The 18,565-nt window shown below is 36.4% G+C and carries 20 protein-coding genes; 9 read left to right on the top strand and 11 right to left on the bottom strand.

What is annotated here, in order from left to right; genetic code table 11:
- Positions 1-17: 17 nt before the first annotated feature.
- Positions 18-485: a RadC family protein gene (locus tag ACEW8U_RS24020; protein WP_373524598.1), complete on the bottom strand. Its 468-nt coding sequence runs from the start codon at positions 483-485 to the stop codon at positions 18-20.
- Between the two features lie 620 nt (positions 486-1,105).
- On the opposite strand from ACEW8U_RS24020, the gene ACEW8U_RS24015 reads away from it, so the two are divergent.
- The 4 genes from ACEW8U_RS24015 (at position 1,106) to ACEW8U_RS24000 (ending at position 7,058) form a co-directional block, all read left to right on the top strand.
- Complete coding sequence (locus ACEW8U_RS24015; RefSeq protein ID WP_373524597.1) at positions 1,106-3,370, top strand: amidohydrolase family protein; 2,265 nt, start codon at positions 1,106-1,108, stop codon at positions 3,368-3,370.
- Positions 3,371-3,379: 9 nt separating this feature from the next.
- Positions 3,380-4,081 carry a cyclase family protein gene (locus tag ACEW8U_RS24010; protein ID WP_373524596.1) on the top strand — a complete coding sequence of 234 codons (702 nt, stop codon included), beginning with the start codon at positions 3,380-3,382 and terminating at the stop codon, positions 4,079-4,081.
- Between the two features lie 314 nt (positions 4,082-4,395).
- Entirely contained in the window at positions 4,396-5,355 is a 960-nt protein-coding gene (locus ACEW8U_RS24005; RefSeq protein WP_373524595.1) for a helix-turn-helix domain-containing protein, read from the top strand.
- Positions 5,356-5,423: 68 nt separating this feature from the next.
- A complete protein-coding gene (locus tag ACEW8U_RS24000; protein WP_373524594.1) occupies positions 5,424-7,058 on the top strand; it encodes a serine hydrolase domain-containing protein in 1,635 nt (544 codons plus the stop codon).
- 177 nt (positions 7,059-7,235) lie between these two features.
- Here ACEW8U_RS24000 and ACEW8U_RS23995 read toward each other — a convergent pair whose 3' ends face one another.
- Positions 7,236-8,882, bottom strand: a complete 1,647-nt coding sequence (locus ACEW8U_RS23995) for a carboxylesterase/lipase family protein (RefSeq protein WP_373524593.1) — start codon at positions 8,880-8,882, stop codon at positions 7,236-7,238.
- 617 nt (positions 8,883-9,499) lie between these two features.
- Between ACEW8U_RS23995 and ACEW8U_RS23990 the strand changes: the two genes are divergently transcribed.
- From ACEW8U_RS23990 to ACEW8U_RS23975, 4 genes are all read left to right on the top strand, one after another.
- A complete protein-coding gene (locus tag ACEW8U_RS23990) occupies positions 9,500-10,012 on the top strand; it encodes a hypothetical protein (RefSeq protein ID WP_373524592.1) in 513 nt (170 codons plus the stop codon).
- Between the two features lie 98 nt (positions 10,013-10,110).
- Positions 10,111-10,602, top strand: a complete 492-nt coding sequence (locus tag ACEW8U_RS23985) for a hypothetical protein (RefSeq protein ID WP_373524591.1) — start codon at positions 10,111-10,113, stop codon at positions 10,600-10,602.
- A 10-nt stretch (positions 10,603-10,612) separates the two neighbouring features.
- Entirely contained in the window at positions 10,613-11,620 is a 1,008-nt protein-coding gene (locus ACEW8U_RS23980) for an aldo/keto reductase (RefSeq protein WP_373524590.1), read from the top strand.
- A 138-nt stretch (positions 11,621-11,758) separates the two neighbouring features.
- Positions 11,759-12,562, top strand: coding sequence for a DUF6597 domain-containing transcriptional factor (locus ACEW8U_RS23975; protein WP_373524589.1), 804 nt, complete (start codon positions 11,759-11,761; stop codon positions 12,560-12,562).
- A 157-nt stretch (positions 12,563-12,719) separates the two neighbouring features.
- On the opposite strand, the gene ACEW8U_RS23970 is transcribed toward ACEW8U_RS23975, so the two are convergent.
- The 9 genes from ACEW8U_RS23970 to ACEW8U_RS23930 form a co-directional block, all read right to left on the bottom strand.
- Positions 12,720-13,343, bottom strand: a complete 624-nt coding sequence (locus ACEW8U_RS23970; protein ID WP_373524588.1) for a putative glycolipid-binding domain-containing protein — start codon at positions 13,341-13,343, stop codon at positions 12,720-12,722.
- A 20-nt stretch (positions 13,344-13,363) separates the two neighbouring features.
- The gene (locus ACEW8U_RS23965; protein ID WP_373524587.1) at positions 13,364-13,762 is read right to left on the bottom strand and encodes a VOC family protein; all 399 of its coding nucleotides are present in this window, start codon (positions 13,760-13,762) and stop codon (positions 13,364-13,366) included.
- A gap of 180 nt (positions 13,763-13,942) precedes the next feature.
- On the bottom strand, positions 13,943-14,524 hold the full coding sequence (nudK, locus tag ACEW8U_RS23960) for a GDP-mannose pyrophosphatase NudK (RefSeq protein ID WP_373524586.1): 582 nt from the start codon (positions 14,522-14,524) through the stop codon (positions 13,943-13,945).
- Positions 14,514-14,870: a DUF4406 domain-containing protein gene (locus tag ACEW8U_RS23955; RefSeq protein ID WP_373524585.1), complete on the bottom strand. Its 357-nt coding sequence runs from the start codon at positions 14,868-14,870 to the stop codon at positions 14,514-14,516. The genes nudK and ACEW8U_RS23955 overlap by 11 nt, the downstream gene beginning before the upstream one ends.
- 74 nt (positions 14,871-14,944) lie before the next feature.
- Positions 14,945-15,520, bottom strand: coding sequence for a Crp/Fnr family transcriptional regulator (locus ACEW8U_RS23950; protein ID WP_373524584.1), 576 nt, complete (start codon positions 15,518-15,520; stop codon positions 14,945-14,947).
- Positions 15,521-15,593: 73 nt separating this feature from the next.
- Positions 15,594-16,055, bottom strand: a complete 462-nt coding sequence (locus tag ACEW8U_RS23945) for a pyridoxamine 5'-phosphate oxidase family protein (protein WP_373524583.1) — start codon at positions 16,053-16,055, stop codon at positions 15,594-15,596.
- A gap of 76 nt (positions 16,056-16,131) precedes the next feature.
- A complete protein-coding gene (locus ACEW8U_RS23940; protein ID WP_373524582.1) occupies positions 16,132-16,893 on the bottom strand; it encodes a methyltransferase domain-containing protein in 762 nt (253 codons plus the stop codon).
- A 16-nt stretch (positions 16,894-16,909) separates the two neighbouring features.
- Positions 16,910-17,626, bottom strand: coding sequence for a class I SAM-dependent methyltransferase (locus tag ACEW8U_RS23935; protein ID WP_373524581.1), 717 nt, complete (start codon positions 17,624-17,626; stop codon positions 16,910-16,912).
- A 19-nt stretch (positions 17,627-17,645) separates the two neighbouring features.
- Positions 17,646-17,825 carry a hypothetical protein gene (locus tag ACEW8U_RS23930; RefSeq protein WP_373524580.1) on the bottom strand — a complete coding sequence of 60 codons (180 nt, stop codon included), beginning with the start codon at positions 17,823-17,825 and terminating at the stop codon, positions 17,646-17,648.
- Between the two features lie 244 nt (positions 17,826-18,069).
- Between ACEW8U_RS23930 and ACEW8U_RS23925 the strand changes: the two genes are divergently transcribed.
- A partial coding sequence (locus ACEW8U_RS23925) for an NAD-dependent epimerase/dehydratase family protein (RefSeq protein ID WP_373524579.1) occupies positions 18,070-18,565 on the top strand: 496 nt, incomplete at its 3' end.

Genomic DNA, 18,565 nt, shown 5'->3' with positions numbered 1-18,565 from the left:
CTGCTTAAAAAAAGGGCCTAAAGCAGCCCTTCATCCGAAAAGGAAAAATATCCTTCTTGGGTTACAATAATGTGATCTAGTAAAGGAAGGTCCAGAATTTCTCCTGCTTCTTTGACTTTTTGGGTCAGCAATTTGTCCTGTTTTGAAGGTGTCAGATTTCCCGAAGAATGGTTGTGGCTGATAATGATTCCGGAAGCATTACTCTTCATGGCAGTGAACATGATCAGTTTCACATCCACTGTAACACCTGCCACACTTCCTGTTCCCAACAGCAGTACACCGATTACTCTGTTTGCTTTGTTCAAAACCATGACCTTGAATTGCTCCAAAAATTCTATTTTGTCCTTGTCCCATCCTTCAATCAAAACACTGTAAGCCTGTCTTGAGCAAGCAATTTTTGGACATTGGGAAAGGCTGACTTTGGACCGATTTGACAGTTCGATTTCGGAATCCTGAGATAAGGAATTGATGTTTGAAGTTTCCATAACATTTCATGTTTTAATGAGAAATTGATTATGGTACCATCCCATGATGTGGGCAATCGAGACCCCCAAATAGGTGTAGCTACTAAACCTCCCAATCAAAAGGAATTTAATATTCGTTACGATGAGTTATGACACCAACTACCTTATGGGAGACATTGTTTTTTTTTGACCATCAGCGGTCAGTATTGTTCGGTGATCATGATTTAAATCCGGATATCCGGTTTCAATTAGGATTGAAGGGGGTTTTTGATTGGCATAGAAATAGAATATCAGATGAAAAGGTGAATAAAGTTTTTATTTTAAAAAATTTAAACTGAGAGTCTTGTATTCTGTAAAAAAGTGCGGTTTTCAGAAGATTCCCGAAAATAAAAAAATTCTAATCATGGAGTATCTATTTGCAATAGGCTAAACTCCACTTTATCAAAAAATACAAAATTAAAACAGGTCTAGTCACCTATCTTGACACCATCAAAACAAAAATATGACAATGCTATTTTCAACGATTAACTTCTTTTTTTTGACTTGTTTTTACCTAATTTACAGACAAGTCCAGCATTTGAAGCCTTCAAGAAAATTCAGAATGAAAGATGGAGCATAATTGATTTATTATAAGGAAAGCAATGAAAAAGTTATTATTTTTTTTGTCCATTATCTTGACCACAGCCCAGACTTCTTTGGCGCAATATGAAAATACAAATGAAAATCGTGTAAATGATATTTCTGACTACTTAAAGTCATTTATCCATGCAGATAAGAACAAAATAGCTTTAAGCAACGTCAAGATCATTGATGGTACTGGAGGACCGGTTAAAAATTCCCAAACTATTTTGATTGTAAATGATAAAATTGAAAAGGTTGGGGATGTATCAACTGTCGCCATCCCAGAAGATTTTTTTGTTATTGATTTATTTGGGCGTATAGTTATTCCAGGAATTGTCGGTACCCATAATCATATGCGATTGCCACAGGGGGCAATGCTTTATACTTCACCAAAACTTTATCTCGCAGCAGGTGTAACCACTATTCAAACTTGTGGGACTGGCAACCCAAAAGAAGAAATCGAAATTGCCAAAGCAATTAAAAAAGGTTTACAGCCAGGGCCTGATATTATAAATTCCGGTCCATACATTACGGGACCTGCCGGAAAAGGGAATTTTATCCGATTTTATAATGAAGAAAAACTACGTGATACTATTCGATACTGGGCTGAAAATGGGGCGAAATGGTTTAAAGTTTACCTTCATACCCGACCAAAAGATTTGGAGATAGTTATCAATGAAGCACATAAATATGGTGCTAAGGTCACTGGGCATTTATGTGCTACAACTTTTGAGGAAGCAGCACTCTTGGGTATTGATGCGATTGAACATGGCTTTATTCATAGTTATGATTATGCAGAAGGCAAAGAAATTGATCTTTGTTCAGGCAGTATAGATTTCAGATCGGAATTGGATATTGATGGAGAAGAAGTAAGGAGAATCCACCAACTCTTGATAGATCGAAATGTTGCTATCTCTTCCACACTTTCGATTTTTGAAGCACAGGCAAGAGGTATAGCAGAACCTCGCGACCTTGAGTCCCTTTCTCCATACCATATTGGTCTGTATGAAGAAAGACGAGCTAGAATGAAAGAAGAAGGAGACAATTGGTACTTTAAAGAAAAATGGCTGAGTCAAGCCATGGCATATGAATTGGCATTCTTTAGATTAGGTGGCTTGTTAACAGCTGGCCCTGATCCAGGTTTACATAATTTACCTGGCTACGGAGACCAGAAGAATTATGAACTGTTTATCGAGGCAGGCTTTAAACCCGAAGAAGCCATTCAGGTAATGACTTCAAATGGAGCAAAACTTTTAGATTTAAACAATAGAGGTATAATTCAAGAAAACTTTATTGCTAATATGGTCATTCTCAATGCTGATCTTGAAAGTGATCCAAAGGGAATACAGGAAGTTGAATGGGTCCTAAAGGATGGGAAAGTTTATGATCCTGTAAAGCTTACAGAATCAATACTAGGGCATGTAGGTTCAGGATCAGATGAGAATATGAGTTATTTTGGACTTAAGCCACCGACAACGGTACCAGAGAAATTTGCACCTCATTTAATTTCTAAACCTGAACGACATGAATTTGGATCTGTCTTTTCCAAGGATGGTAAAGAGTTCTTTTTTGGTGTTGATACTGATGGAATAGCAGAAGTATGGGTTTCAAAATTATTAAATGGGGTTTGGACGGAAGCTGAAGTTCTTTTAACACATCCACAATACAGCTTCAATGACCCTATGCTTTCACCAGATGAAGACAGGCTTTATTTTATTTCCGACATGCCTTTAACGGGAACTGGGAAAAAGGAAGATTATGATATCTGGTATGTGGAACGACAAGAAAAAAAATGGTCAACACCGGTGAATGTTGCCCCCCCGATTAATACAAAAGCCAATGAATATTATATATCCTTTAGCAAAGATGGCAGCATTTATTATGCATCAAATTTTAACCTTTTGATAAAAGACAGCAAAAATTACGAAGTATTTCGCTCCCAATTATTAAAAGGTCAATATCAAAAACCGGTCAAACTCGAAAATGGGATCAATACCAAGTATTATGAAGCTGATGCCTTTGTAGCACCTGACAAGTCCTATATCATTTTTTCCTCAATCAGGCCAGATGGGTTTGGTCAAGGTGATTTGTATATCAGCTTTAAGGGTGAAAATGGAGAATGGTCATCAGCCAATAATATGGGAGCCTTAATCAATACAGAAGGTCATGAACTCTGCCCCTTTGTGACACAAGATGGAAAGTATTTATTCTTTACGAGTAAGCAGGATATCTATTGGGTGCATGCAAGTATTTTGGATAAACTTAAAACTCAGAATAAAGATTAAGTTATTATTATGACAGAAATAATTGACCTCAGCCAAGAGATATTTTCAGGAATGCCAGTTTTCAATGGCCTTCCAAATGTCAAGATTGATATTCACGCTACACATGAGGAATGGGAAGGTATTGAAAACCCTCTAACAAAAACTCCAGCTGTCTTAAAAATGGAACTAGGAGAACATACTGGAACTCATGTGGATGCCTTGAATCATATGGGAAAACAGTATGTCGGACAGTCTATTGACAAGATGCCTCTTTCTATGTTTTATACAGAAGGGTTTTGTTTGGACTTTACACATAAAGGACTATCGGAATTAATAACATCAGAAGAAATAGCGATATCCTTAAAGAATTCAGGGTTGACGATCAAAAAAGGAGATACTGTTTTACTTTGCACAAACCATTTTAAAAATTTTTATGGGACAGAGGATTGGAAAAATGGGCCAGGAATTACAGCTGAGGCAGCACGTTGGTTAGGAGAGAAAGAAATATCCGCTTTCGGTGTGGAAACTATGTCGCCTGGAGTGCCAAAAATATCAAATAGAGAAGTTCATCAAATTTGCGGCGAGCTTGGTTTTACGCACTATGAAAATATGATCAACCTGGACCAATTGATCAATCGAGGAAGGTTCCGATTTATAGGGCTGCCCCTAAAAATTAAAGGAGGCACTGGCTCACCAGTGAGAGCAGTGGCGGTATTTGAAGGTGGGGATTGATTAAAATCAAAAAATTTTGATTTTTTTTGTAAACTTAGACTTTGGATTATTTATAAGTTATTGTAGAAATGTTATTTGATTTTAATCTAAAAAGCAGTTTACTCCTGATTTTCTTTATTCACGGGTTGGTATTTTTTACTTTGCTTTTAAAGAAAGGAATTCAAAATCAAGATAAACCCTGCTTGTGGCTGAGTTTTTTCACGCTTCTTTGTGCATTGTATATTGCTCCTTTTATGTTGGGATATGCCTTTTGGTATTCAAGAAATCCTTATCGAGATATTCTTTTTTATATTCCGTTTCAACAACTGCTGTTAATGCCTCCAGTACTCTATTTTTATTGTAAGGCCTTGTTTGATCAATCATTTGTATTCAGAAGATCTAATCTTTTACATTTCTCTCCTGCTTTAATTTATTTGTTGTATTCACTAATCCTATTTGTTGGTGATAAGATAATTCTGGATGCAGTCTATTTTTATGCCGATGGCAAAGACAAAGACTTTTCATTTTGGTATCAGGTCCTTGGACTGATTTCTATGATTTTATATTTGATTAAAAGCCTGCAGTTATACAAGAGATACAAATCGATCACCTTTGAAACTGTCAGTTTCGCAGATACCTTGACCTTCAAATGGGCGAGAAGATTTCTTATCGCTTTTATAATGTTGATCATGTTGAGAGTTGCCTTCTTTATTGTAAATCCGGAATGGGCTCAGTTTGGTAGAAAGTTTTGGTATTATTTGAGCTTCTCGGTATTGTTCTATTATATTTCTATCAGTGGTTTTGCCAACTCCATAAGATCAGTTGTTTCGTTTGAAGGTTTACCGAACCGTCTCCCATTTAAATCAGATACAGACTTGGATTATTCTGTGGAATATGAGATTTCAGAAAAAGAAGCCCAAAATGCGAAAGAGGTCGAAATGGCTATTCCTGATTTAGAGGTATGGAAAGAAAGAGTCGAGCGATTAATGATGGAAGACAAAATTTATGAAAATCCAGAATTATCTATCTATGACCTTTCTCAAGAATTAGATACTCATCCCAAAAAAGTATCTCAGGTTATCAATTTGGGATTCGACATGAATTTTAATGACTATGTCAATCAAAAGCGTGTTCAAGCTGTAATCGAGAAACTGGAAGCTGGCGAACATACTATTCATACATTACTTGGGATTGCATTTGAATGTGGCTTCAATTCAAAATCCACTTTCAATAGGGCTTTTAAACGCCATACTTCGCTTTCGCCTCAAGAATACATCAAAAAAAATGTTCAATAATATGTATCAAATCAGGATTTGAGTCTTTTATGTGGCGTTTCTCACTGATATTTGAAGAAAAAACATTCATGAAAGCCTATCTTCTCATTGTTACCCTATTCTTTATTTCAAGCCATTATAGCTTTTCCCAAAAAGGCATTTCGAGCCAGACAAAAGAAAAATTAAATGCAATAGCTACCCAGGATGTCCCAGCTCGTGCACCGGGGATTGCGACAGCTATCATTCAAGATGGTAGATTGATTTATGAAAAATATGCTGGTTACGCAGACCTGACAGATAGCTTATTTATCGATGAATCAACACGGTTTAATATCGCTTCCAATGGAAAGCAGTTTACTGCATTAGCAATTCTTTCGCTCGTAGATGATAATCAAATAAAACTTTCAGATGACATTAGAAAATGGTTTCCAGTGCTATATCCAAATGTTAAAGAACAGATTACTATTCAGTCCTTATTGAACCATACAAGTGGAATCAGAGATTGCTATGATTTGTTGGCTTTGCAGGGTATCACTTGGTGGAAAATCTCTTTGGGTAATGGAGATATTTTGCAACTAATCGAAAAGCAGGAGGAACTGAATTTTCTTCCCGATACTCAATATTTATACAGCAATACCAATTATATTTTGTTGGCCATGCTTGTAGAAAAAGTATCGGAAAAAACATTTATTGCTTTTACAAATAGCATGTTCGATAAACTGAATATGCCCAATTCCTCTTTTGAAAATGACCATACCCAAATTCAGGGAGAATTGGCAAGGCCCTACTTCAATTTTGATACTTGGACGACTAGAGATTGGACATGGGATGTTGTCGGTGATGGGAATATCTTTTCTACCCTACCCGATCAAATTCAGTGGGAAAAACTAGTCCAAGGATACGGAGAAACATCTTTCAATAAAAAACTGATCGCTCAAAGTCAGGCGGTACTTGAAGAATCGAAATTTCAGAATTATGGTTTCGGATTAGAATTCAGTGAATATAAGGGCTTGAGCTATACTTTTCATGAAGGAGCAACAGGTGCTTGGAAAGCTACAGTTTTAAGGTTTCCCGAAAAGCAAAGTTCATTGATTACTTTGACCAATACAGGCAAGTCCATTCCCTCAATTCAAACAAGACAAATGGCTGATGTGCTTTTTGATTTGAAGGCAGACGAAACCTATTTAGTCACCAAACCAGCTAAAACTGGAAGTTTCATTCATGAAGATGAAATCCTAGGCACCTATTTAACTCATGGTAATTTTGCATTTACGTTTAAGAAAATAGATAATATCATTTATCTCCAAAGATTTGGCAGAAATGATGTTGAACTGGAAAGGGAAGCCGATAATATCTTTCATCAAAAATTTGACCCTGCATTCAAGCAAGAATTTACAGTCAACTCAAATGGAGTGGTGCAGGTCACCGCATATTACACCAATCATTCCCCCTATACATTAACCAAATCAAGTGAAATAGATAGCAGTTTTGATTTCAAAGGTTTGGATGGGACTTACCAAAACGCCGAAACTGATGTCTGGATAACTTTGAAACACATTGAAAATGCAAATTACGAAGTGATATTTCGTGATGATACCACAAAAGAAGGCTTACTTATCTCCAATTCAAAAATGCTTGTAAGTTCTTACGTTTTTGAATTTAAAGAAAATGAATTTTTTCTGAACGGTGGTCGGATAGAAATTGTAAGGTTTGTGAGGAAATGACATATGAAATTTAAATAAAGACTATTATTATGAATTTGAAATTCAGACATGTAGGAACTATCTTTTCGATGTGTAAAAAGGCCAATTGCTTTCGATTTATTATCGGGATGATTTGGATATAAAGGGTAAAAGCAATAAATTTTCCATAGGTGGGCAATGTCTAATGCCAAATTAGGTTTAAAGCCTTTTCCTTTTTTTTCTAGAGTATCTTATAACTACAAAAGCCACAATGAATATTACCACCAAGCCTAAAAAGATCAGTAAGACATAGTTTCGGAGTGTCCAACGGGCAATACTATAAATATTGTCTATCCTTGACAATGTTCCTTTGGTTTGTAGCGATGCTGAAGTAATTTTCTTATCCAAATTCAAAGCTTGTGGACTATCCTCCGAAAATTCCTGCCATTGGGGTAATCCTTTACTGTTTGGGTCTCCATATTTGGCAAAGTTGGTCCAATATTTCACCATTGAAGCAGACAGGTGATAATCATATTCAGTCCAATCATAATTGTACTGATCAAGGTTTCCGAAAACGTAACTCAAATCACTTCCATGAGATGCTCCCCATCCATCTTGATCAGAATCACCAGGGAAAGGAGGAGCTTTGGCAAACTGGTATACATATACCTTATTGGTTGCATCCTTAGAAGCTAGTTTTGCCCAAGTCCACATATTCCATTTGAACCTGATATCTCCCTGAAATGATACAGCTGCTTTGATGGCCTCCTCATCCGTTTCTCCGGGGTTGGGCGCAGTCAGCCATACCAGCCAGCCGGGAAAATGTTTTCTAAGTTCTTTTTGATAAGATTCCCTGGTGATGCTCAAATCTGCAATAAATTCCTGACCCTCATCTTTTGTGTTGCCTAACAGAACTGATACCCTGTTGTTTTCATTGTTCCTGTAAGCCTCAAAAGGGGACTGATTTAATACATATCCATCAATATTAATGGAAGTATGTACAGGGACTTTAATTAGGTCCTCAGCAGGGATTTTTCGCAATTCTTTTATTGAAGATACACCTGCACGTTCGGCAAACCTTTCTCCAGCCTGCTCAAGAATGGAAAGTTTAAATCCGTCATCCAATTCTATAGGCTCAAAAAGACCGCCGCTTTGAGCGATTGCTCTATGGAAAAGTCCTTTTGTCAAAGGAGAAGCAATTAAAGCGCTAATCGAAATCGCACCTGACGACTGTCCAAAGACAGTTACATTGTCTGGATCTCCACCAAAAGATTTGATATTCTCCTGGATCCATTGCAGCGCTGCAATCATGTCTAAAAGACCATAATTTCCGGAGCTGTTGTATGCTGCCTCTTTTGATAATTCCGGGTGTGCGAGAAAACCCAAAGCCCCAAGCCTATAATTTGCCGTGATCACAATGACCTCCTGTTTTGCCAGGTTTTTTCCATCATAAAGTGGAATGGAAGCAGAACCATTGACAAGTCCTCCGCCATAGATCCATAGCATTACTGGGAGTTGGTCTTGCGAAGATGTCTCTGGCTTCCATATATTGAGGTATAAACAATCTTCGCTCATTTCTTCTCTTGGAGAATTTTTCGGGTACATTCCGGATTGTAAGCAAATGGGAGAAAATGTATCGGCAATACGAACGCCGTTCCAAATCTCAGGAGGAAGAGGTGCTTTCCACCTTAAATCACCGACTGGTGAAGCTGCGAATGGAATTCCTTTAAATACTTCTATTTCATTTTCAATAACACCTTTTAAAAGGCCATACTTAGTTTCGACTTCCTGAGCATGAAGCACTATGATACAACCCAGCAATATTGCTTTGGTACAAATTACTTTTAGGGTCACAGGGTTCATCATTTATTTTTTGGAAGTGGCTATTCTCCAATATTTCTTATAAACAAAAATCTATTGAATATATGTGTTTAGGACTGGTGTTAGAAAATGCAGCTATTTTATAAAATTATTTTCCAACTACCTTGCCATCAAACAAAAGGTCATTTAAAGCTTTGATTCGGGTCTTTGTTAAAATGTAACCTTCGAAACCGAACAAGGTCAGACCGTATTCGGACAAATTATACTTAGGTTTTATAGTTCGTTTCTAGAGTTTTCAATTTTTCATTTAACTAGATAAGATTTTTAATATAGCATATTCAGAAGGCATCAAATTGAAGTAACTTTTATCGGAAAGGTAAAATCCTGCTGAACCTTTTTATCATTTTTTACAGTGGTACTTGAATGGTCCTCAGAAATTCCATCCCCCCAAAAATCTTTTTCAAAATTCGTATCTGTACAATTTCCCCTATTAAGTCAGAATTAGTTTTGTCCATTGTACATAGTAAATGACGGTTAATGAAAAAGACAGATGTTTTAATGTTGATTACAAGTGAATTAGCCTTTTTAAAAGCAGCAATCCTATATCTCAGTCAGGAAATTCATTCCAATCTATTCAAATAGCCTCCCAGTATTTCAATCGAATGAAATTTCTTTGGATTCCATTATTTGTATTTGTCTGTTTCCCTTACCTGACGGAAGGGCAAAGCGATAACCAAAATCTGAAACTCAGAACAGCAGTTTCGTTTCCCTATTTGATAATGAGTGGAACGGAAAGATTGACTATTTTTGATAATCCCCAGATTGTTACGCCTGTTGGTATTACAAGGCAATTCAATAACCAAATGTATTTTGATCTTGAGTTTGCGCCAATCATGTCATCCTACCAGATAACGGAATTTATTTTCAATCCTGGAATAGGTATTTCCTTACCCTATAATTTTTTACTTGATACTAGGATTTCGTTCAGGCTTTTGGAAGAAAAGAATACAGCATGGGGTGTTTCATTCAATAAATTGTTTAAGCTGATCGATAGAAGTCACAATAGTTTGTTTTTGGTTTGTGGGATTGCATTTCCTACTACACTGGGCAAGTTGGAAACCAATCAGCCACGAACGGAAACAGTCTTATATCTACAGGTTTCATTTGGATTTTAATCCATTTTTTGATTCTTTTTATAGTTCGTTTCTATACAATTTTTCCATTTTACACAGAATTACTTTTACATTCAGTTACATAAACAAATAGGCGAATAATGAGATATGAAATAACCGTTATTGGACTCCTGATCTTCTGTTTGGTATTGCTTTCTTGCCATAAACCGACTGATGAATTGGTTGAATTTGATTCAAAGGCAGAAAGTGCCTTGATAAAAAACACTATAAATGATGAAACAAAAGCGGCATTTCAAAGGGAATATGAGCTATGGAAAAATTATTGGGTACATAAAGATTATGTTACCAAAACCTATATCAATTTTGGAGATTCCTCCATGTCTGAAAATATTGGATGGAATGACATTGATGCTTTTATCAAAGAATTTTTCGTTTTGAATCCCGACCCTGATTCACTTCCTGTGGTCATAAATGACATGGACATCAGGATTTTTGGAAATGGAGCTTATGTCAATTTTGAACAGCATGACCCTGAAAGAGGATTGAAAAGAGAAAGCAGGTTAATGGAAAAAGTAGATGGTAAATGGAAAATAGCGGGAATGCATACAACCATTTATGGTTTGAAACATTAGTCAAAAAAATATGAAGTATAATACGATAGGAAAAAGTGGCTTGATCACCTCCAACCTCACTTTGGGTACCATGATTTTTGGGGAAAATTCAGAAAGAGGTACTCCTAAATCCGAAGCAATCAGACTTATTGATCAATTTCTTGATTCCGGTGGAAATCATATTGATACCGCAGATGTATATGCAAACGGGGAATCAGAAATGATAGTGGGGGAGGCCCTTAGGAACAAAAGACCTGATGTGATTATTTCGACTAAAATAAGGTTCCGCACGTCTTCAAATCCGAATGCTGAAGGTTTATCCAGATGGAACATTGTCCAAGGGGTAGAAAAAAGTCTGAAGCGCTTGGAAACAGATTATATAGATATTCTCTACCTGCATTGTTTTGACCCCGTTACACCATTGGAGGAAACTATTGGTACTTTGATTAATCTCATTGAATCCGGAAAGGTGAGATATATTGGTATTTCAAACTTTAAGGCATGGCAGCTAATGAAATCCCAGGGGATGTTAAATCAGCTTAGTGGTTTCAGGTTCATTGCTGCCCAATTCCAATACAGCCTGGTAAAAAGGGATTTGGAATATGAGTTCTTTGATTTGTTTGCTGATCAGTGTATTGGACTTCTTCCCTGGGGCCCCTTGGGAGGAGGATTCCTGTCGGGTAAATATACAAAACAGGGCCCTATTGAAGGAAGGATTGCCACTACTTCACCACAAACTGAAGAATCATGGGAACGGAGAAACAAGAAAAAAAACTGGTTAATCATGGATCAGATTTCTTCTTTGGCCGGCAGTTATGGTTCAACTTCATCCCAAGTTGCTATAGCATGGATTTTATCCAAAAGTGTTGTTGACTCAACAATCATAGGGATTAGAACTTCAGAACAGTTATCGAACAATTTAGGGGCAAATGACATAAGACTATCTATTGAAGATATCAGTAAATTGGATCAACTCAGTGAACCTGAGGAATTATATCCCTACCGAATGATTGCAGACTATGGAAATCGGACTTTTTAAATCATTGTCAAGTACTTCTACCTAAAAAAACCAAAAATAGATGATTTTATAGTTTTGGAGATGCCAAAACCAACCTGAACGAATTTGTAATTAATTGGCATTAAAAGTATATTGTAAAACGGAAATCTAAATTTTATTATGAAAGATTCCAGCAAACTCACCTTGAATTATTTTCCCCCGTCACAGGTTCTACAGCCTTTTATAAAATGTTATTATATATTGGAAGGTGACTTTGGAAGGAAAACACGTGATGTTTTTTTTGCTGACGGTTGCATTGAAATGATTTTCAATTTTGATGTTGACTTTTATAGGAATGGCAAAAAAGAATATTGGGCAAAAGTAATTGGTCAGATTACCGAGCCTCTGGAAGTAATGGCAGCAGGTAAAGGTAAATGCTTTGGGATATGGTTTCATCCTCATGGTTTCTCAAATTTTTCCAATATTCCCGTAGGACATTTCACAGATAAAGCGATACAGTTAAACGATTTTTTTGAAGCCCCTTTTTTGGGTCGGATTCAGGAATTGAATTTTAAAGGCGATGTAAATCAATTGATCACATTTATAAATGCTTTTTTTGAAAGAAAACTGATTGTACATACCTATGAACCTAAAAATAAGTTGTTGGAATTTGCCATGTCAAAATTAACTTTGGAAACGCCTGCGGACATTTCCATTCTTTGTGATGAACTAAATATCAGCAGAAGGTATCTTGAATTGATCTTTGCAGAAAAAATCGGACTAAGCCCAAAGCTATTCCAAAGGATTTTGAAATTTCAGAAGGCATTATCAGAAGTTAAGGCCAATAGGCAGAAACTGACTGAAATAGCGTATGAATTCAATTATTTCGATCAACCTCATTTCATCCGGGAGTTTAAAAAATTCACAGATGAACTGCCATCCAATTACCAAAAAAAAGAGTATCCGATAAGTTATCTTTTTTAAATTTTCTTTTCCTATGAAAATAGAATGAAGTAATAGGTTCATCCAAAAAATCTGAACCTTAGCCATTTGATCAACGGGTTTAGATTGCATCTTTAATTCACCGAGATTTGATGATTAACGTAACAAGATTTCATTTTAAAAGTCTCCGAAGAAAAAATCAATACTGGGTTTTAGAAATCCTATGACAAAAATCCGGATAATATTTAACAAAGCCGTCCTGATCTACTAAAATAACTTCTCTATAACCATTATCCAGATTTTCATATAAATATAGTCCATTGCCCAAGTTACTGTACCTTTGATTCACAGGGAAAAACTTGTTATTGGGAAGATCAATATACACTACTTTGATTTCTTCAGACTCCCCTTCGTTAAGTTTAAGTCTGTTTATTGGGAGTGAATTAGTAAAGGGCGTAACAGTAATGTCAATATCGGTACACCCTTCAAGCTGGTCAATAATTGCGCCATTGGAGTCACTCCATTTTCCATCATCTTTTCTACTAAGCCTAATTTCAAAATTGTCTTTTGATTTGAAATGAATATAGACTTCCCTGACCTGCCATAGATGGTCTACTTCTAACTCATATTCAATATTGAGAGGAATATCAAAACCTTGACCTGTCACCTGACTGTTGATATAAATGGATTCCGCAATTTTTACATGATTGAATTCAAATGTTTTCATGGAAGTACCTTCCCATAAATTGATGAATTGCTGGGCAGTTGCTAACGTCAGAATTCCCCAAGAAAATAGAAAAAGCGAAAAAAGTTTTTTTTTCATGATTCAATGTTTGCAATGATTCAAATGGTAAGCTCAATAGTATTTCTTTCAGGATCAAAAAAAACACTTTCATAATATCCATCTCCGGTCATCCTAGGACCATCCAGTTTTTCAAAACCATCACTGATGAGTTTTTCTGTCATGGAGTCCACCGCCTCCCTGGAACCCAAAGAAAAAGCGATGTGGGCATAGCCACCTGTTATTCTGTCGTGATGCTGTCCCTCAACATTCAACTTTTCTGAATGCATGAGTTCTAACCTGCAACCCTCAGGAAAAGATAGAAAATAGGAACTGAATCCTTTTTTCTCATTGACGTATTTTTGATTACACTCGAAACCAAAATAATTTTGATAAAAGGACCGCATGATTTCCAATTCAGCTGTCCAAATAGCGATATGTTCAATTTTGACTTTTTTCATACCTAATATTTAATTAAAGTTTCCCATTAATTTTAACTTTTTTTCAACTATTGGTCAAAATTATCCATCGTAATGTCAAGAATTGGAAATTAGACCAGATACATTAAATGGGATGAATTTATCTGAAATATGAATCTTTTTCGCCCTTTAAAAAGGATTAAAAACTAGAATATCAAGCTATTAAATAAGATTATTCAATTTCAAATACTGAAGCAACATAATGGTTTTACCATCACAAATTTCCCCGGTTGCAATCATAGCATAAGCTTCCGAAAAGGGAATTTCCAACACCTCAATGTTTTCCTGTTCTTCTTTGACCCCACCTCCACCGGATATTTTCATTTCCTCGGTGTATTCGGCTACGAAAAAATGCAGGATTTCTGTCACTGAACCAGGGGACATATAGGCTTTGAATACTTTTTGAACCGATTTGATCCGGTAACCTGTTTCTTCCTCAGTCTCTTTTCTGATACAGTCTTCCGGGTTGTCTCTGTCCAATAATCCGGCGCAAGCTTCGATCAGCATGCCTGTTAAGTTACCGTTTAGATAGGTAGGCAGACGGAATTGCCTGGTAAGGATAACAGTCTTTTTTGATATGTTGTAAAGGAGTATGGTTGCTCCATTGCCACGGTCATAAGCCTCTCTGGTTTGGGATTCCCATTTGCCATTACTTAATTGGTAATCAAAAGTTACCTTTTCCAAACGGTACCAATTGTCAGAAAGCAGTTCTTTCTTAAGGTTTTTTACCCGTTTATTCTGCATCAGGAATATCTTTGATGTGATAATATACTTTGAGACCTCTTGCTTTTGCTATTTCAACATCTTTATCCGCTCCCTTGGATTCACCGGAAATTCTCAGGACGGCATCACATTTTTCGAGCAGCCGATGTGCTACAGGATATTGGATCTCGTTCCAGACATCATCACCCGGCTTTTGAGATCCGGCAAGATGAAGCAAGGGCAAGGCCACCCATTCCCCAATCATGGGAACATGCCCTTTTCTGAAAATAGGCAATGCCATAGCTTCAAGTTTGTCAAGGTTTTCTTTGATGAGGATAGGATCATCATTGGTGCCACTTCGATATGGCCCTGCAATTAGGATTAGCATAATGTTTTTTTTTCAAAATAATGTCTTCTTAAGCCTTAAAAAAATAAGATATATTAAGAAATTGAATTCATTCTTCAATCCTTCTTTGCCCTAATTGCACTTAAAAACTCCGGGGTGATGCCCAAATAAGAGGCAATTTGTTTCAGTGCAACGGCATTGGCGATGTGAGGGTATTTTTTGATAAATTGCTCATATCTCTCCAATGCAGGCAAAGAAAGGTTTTGTATAGTCCTTAACTGTTCCCTGCAATAGGCATTCTGCATCAGAATTCTAAAGAACTTATTGAACATTGGTATTTCATCATATAGTTTGTCAAGGTTATTTTTTGACAATTTCAAAACACTGCAGGGCGCCACAACCTGGATGTTCACCATTGACGGAAGAACATTTAAGAAACAATACATATCTGTGATCCACCAATCTTTCACAGCAAACATCACTGTAGCATCTTTTCCATCCTGATTGATATGGAAGGCCCTAAGTATTCCTGAATTGACAAAGTAGATATGATTACAAGATTCCCCCTGACTAAGAAGAAACTCTTTTTTGCTCAAATTCTCTTCCTCCAACAGGTTAAGGAAATACTCCTTTTCCACAGGTGATAATGAGATGTATTGACAGATATTGGAAAGAATAAGGTCAGATTTCAAGACAGAGTATTTGGTTAAACATGTTGTTCAAATAAGAAAACCATCAAGCTTTGGAATTGATGTATCTATTTTTTTAATCAATAGGTTTTACTTTATATGTTTTCATAGCACTTTCAATTTGGGATTGTTCAGTCTTTTCCGGATATAAAAAATAGCTGGGGGCCTGAATCTGATCTACCTTTTTTACATTCACCTCTATCACGGATATGATTGGAAAATTATCCGTAAACAAATCTGTCAGGAGCTTTGCTTTTTTTTCAAATCCAGCATCCTTTTTTTCAATTACCCTGGCCGTTCCTTTTATTTTAAATCCTTTCTGAATAAATACATCAATAAAGCTTATACACACATTTGGGTTTTCCCGGATATTTTTGATACTGACAGGAGATGCAATGTTAGCAATGAGCAGGGTATGCTCACCATCATAAGTAAAAACTTCTTTTGGCGAGACATTTGGCTCATTTAACTCATTAACGGTAGCCAGCCAGCTTAGCACGCTTTTGTCTATATATTTTTTTACTTCACTATTGATCATACTCTTTCTGTTATCCTGTTACTATTAACTGTAAGGAATACTCGGCATTATTCTTTTAATTTCAGGTATAGGATTTTTATTCCGGTACAGTTTCCCCAGGTGCCATCAATTCCAGTTCTCCACCTGATTTTTCTTTGACGGCACAAAAAGTTGCAAAGCACATGTTTTTATGCAATATCTCAACGTAGGCAAAACCTGCCTCATTCAGTTTCCTTTGCTGAAATTCATAGCTTCTCGGGCTGTCTTCTTCCACGATGTAGGCAAACACATCTTTTTGATAGGCTTCTCCATTAAGATTTTTCAGGTAGTCGGCATACCGTTCCCACATGAGTTTATTCAATGGTTTGAGGGTTTGCACTACGAGGTCTGAAATAAGCAAAACTCCTCCTGGCTTTAACAGCGAAAATAACTTCTTGAATACAGCTTCCCATTCCGACTCATCGCGCAAATGATGGAGCACAGCCCCGGCAGTTATAATGTCAAAACTTTCCTCATTAACAGGGAAATCTCTTACATCCGTGGGAGAGCATATTACTTCACCATCCGTAGCATTTGAAACCCGCTCTCGTGCTTTGTCCAGCATGGGTTGGCTTAAATCTATCAGGGTACAATTCAGATTTGGAATCTTTTCCAATATTTTGAGGGTGTAGTTACCTGCTCCACATCCTATATCCAAAATATCCCGCGCTCCGGGGCATAGGTATTTTGCTGAATCTGACAATATTTCCAATGTTGCCACTGCATCCACAGTGGATGTCTGCCCTTTTTGTAGATTACTGAACCTTTCTACATCTTTGTCAAAACGTGTCCTGATTTCTTTAACTGTTGATTTTTTCATAGTTTCTTGAATGTTACTAAAGTTTGATCTCTTCTATTTCAGAGATTCCATTGGATTTTTTTAGTGTAAAAATTATACTGGAAGGTAATTCAGCTTCAACACTTTTGGGCTCTTTCAAATTAATCATTGTATATCCCGTCTTTTGAAATAAAAATATCCAATCCTCCAAAGTACGAAAATACCATCGATGGGGCATTTTAAAATTTCCAGGCAGTCCTTTCCATGAATCATTGACCCAATCACTTTTATAAGCCTGTCCGTTTTTGTAAAAAGTGAATGGATGCAGGGTTTGTATGAATACATACCCATCATTTACCAATAATTCATCAATTTTTATCAATAACCTTTCAGTCATTGATTTCTCATAGAGACAAAAATTGAATATAATTCCTTCATAAGGAGCTCCATTGATTTTGGCCCCGTTTATAATATCTTCAAAGCTCAGACATTGATAGTTTGATGATTTTCCTTTTTCCGATGCTTCTAAAATCAACCTTTCCGAACCATCTACCCCGAAAGTCTTAATTGCCTTTGAAGACAAAGCCCTGCATAACCAACCTTCTCCACATCCTAAGTCCAAGATATTTTTCAACTTGAAACCCAGAACATGGTTTATAATAGCAGGATTAGTAATTTCCCTTGAAGGTATCTTTTGTTCCTTTAACACCCTGATCCATTCCTCAGCATTAATTTCCCATGAATTACTGATTGATGTAGTTTCTTCTGATGGCATAAAAATAAATTAAACTATTTTATACATTTAATGCAAATGAGATCGGCAACAATTGTGCAAGGTCCCATTCAGACTCTTCCAACTTTCCGTCAATTTTGATTTCCCCATTAATGTGAATGGCTTGAACAGATTTTTTTGTAACAGGTGGAGGGAAAATATCCTGGGCCAAGCATTCCTGAATACCGATAATTAAAAACAAACTAACAATTCGTTTTAACTTTTTTCTTCAAAAAACACGGTTAAAAAGATTGATTACACCCGAATCTTGCGCTATTTATTTTTCTGTCATTTTTTTTATTTCATCTGAATCCATAATGTATTTAACCCATTATTAAAAATTCGTCGCTGTATATTTATCCAAAAATAGGTGCGGAAAAGATTGAATTATCAGTTGTTTATTATCAGGCTTTTATTTTGATTTGGTCTTCATGGTTTAAGAAAATATGAAATTGATAAAAAATATTTTAGTGACCGGGTCTTCAGGTCAATTGGGTAAAGAAGTCGTACTCCAACTCAGGTCAAAGAATTATACTGTTACAGGAATAGATATCATTCCCTCACGGACTACGGATAAAATTATTGATATCAGTAATCCTTTTGAAGTTCAAAATGCCATAGACGGAATGGATGGTGTCATCCATTCCGCCGCCATACATGGTAAACATTATGCTTTGGATTTCCCCAGAGAAGATTTTATCAGAACAAATATTAACGGAACGTTTAATTTATTACAGGCCAGTCTTGAAAATAAAATTCAAAAATTTGTTTACATCAGTACAACCTCAATTTACGGCAATGCCATGGTGGATCCAAAAAATGCAGTTTGGGTTGATGAAATGCTTGCCCCCAATCCAAGAGATATTTATGATATCACAAAACTCACCTCTGAATTACTTTGCAGGGATTATTTTGAAAAGGAAGACATGGAATCAGTAGTTT

The organism is Aquiflexum sp., assembly GCF_041751335.1.
Classification (GTDB): Bacteria; Bacteroidota; Bacteroidia; order Cytophagales; family Cyclobacteriaceae; genus Aquiflexum.
The sequence above is the reverse complement of the archived record's forward strand: the minus strand, read 5'-3'. Positions and strand labels throughout refer to the sequence as shown.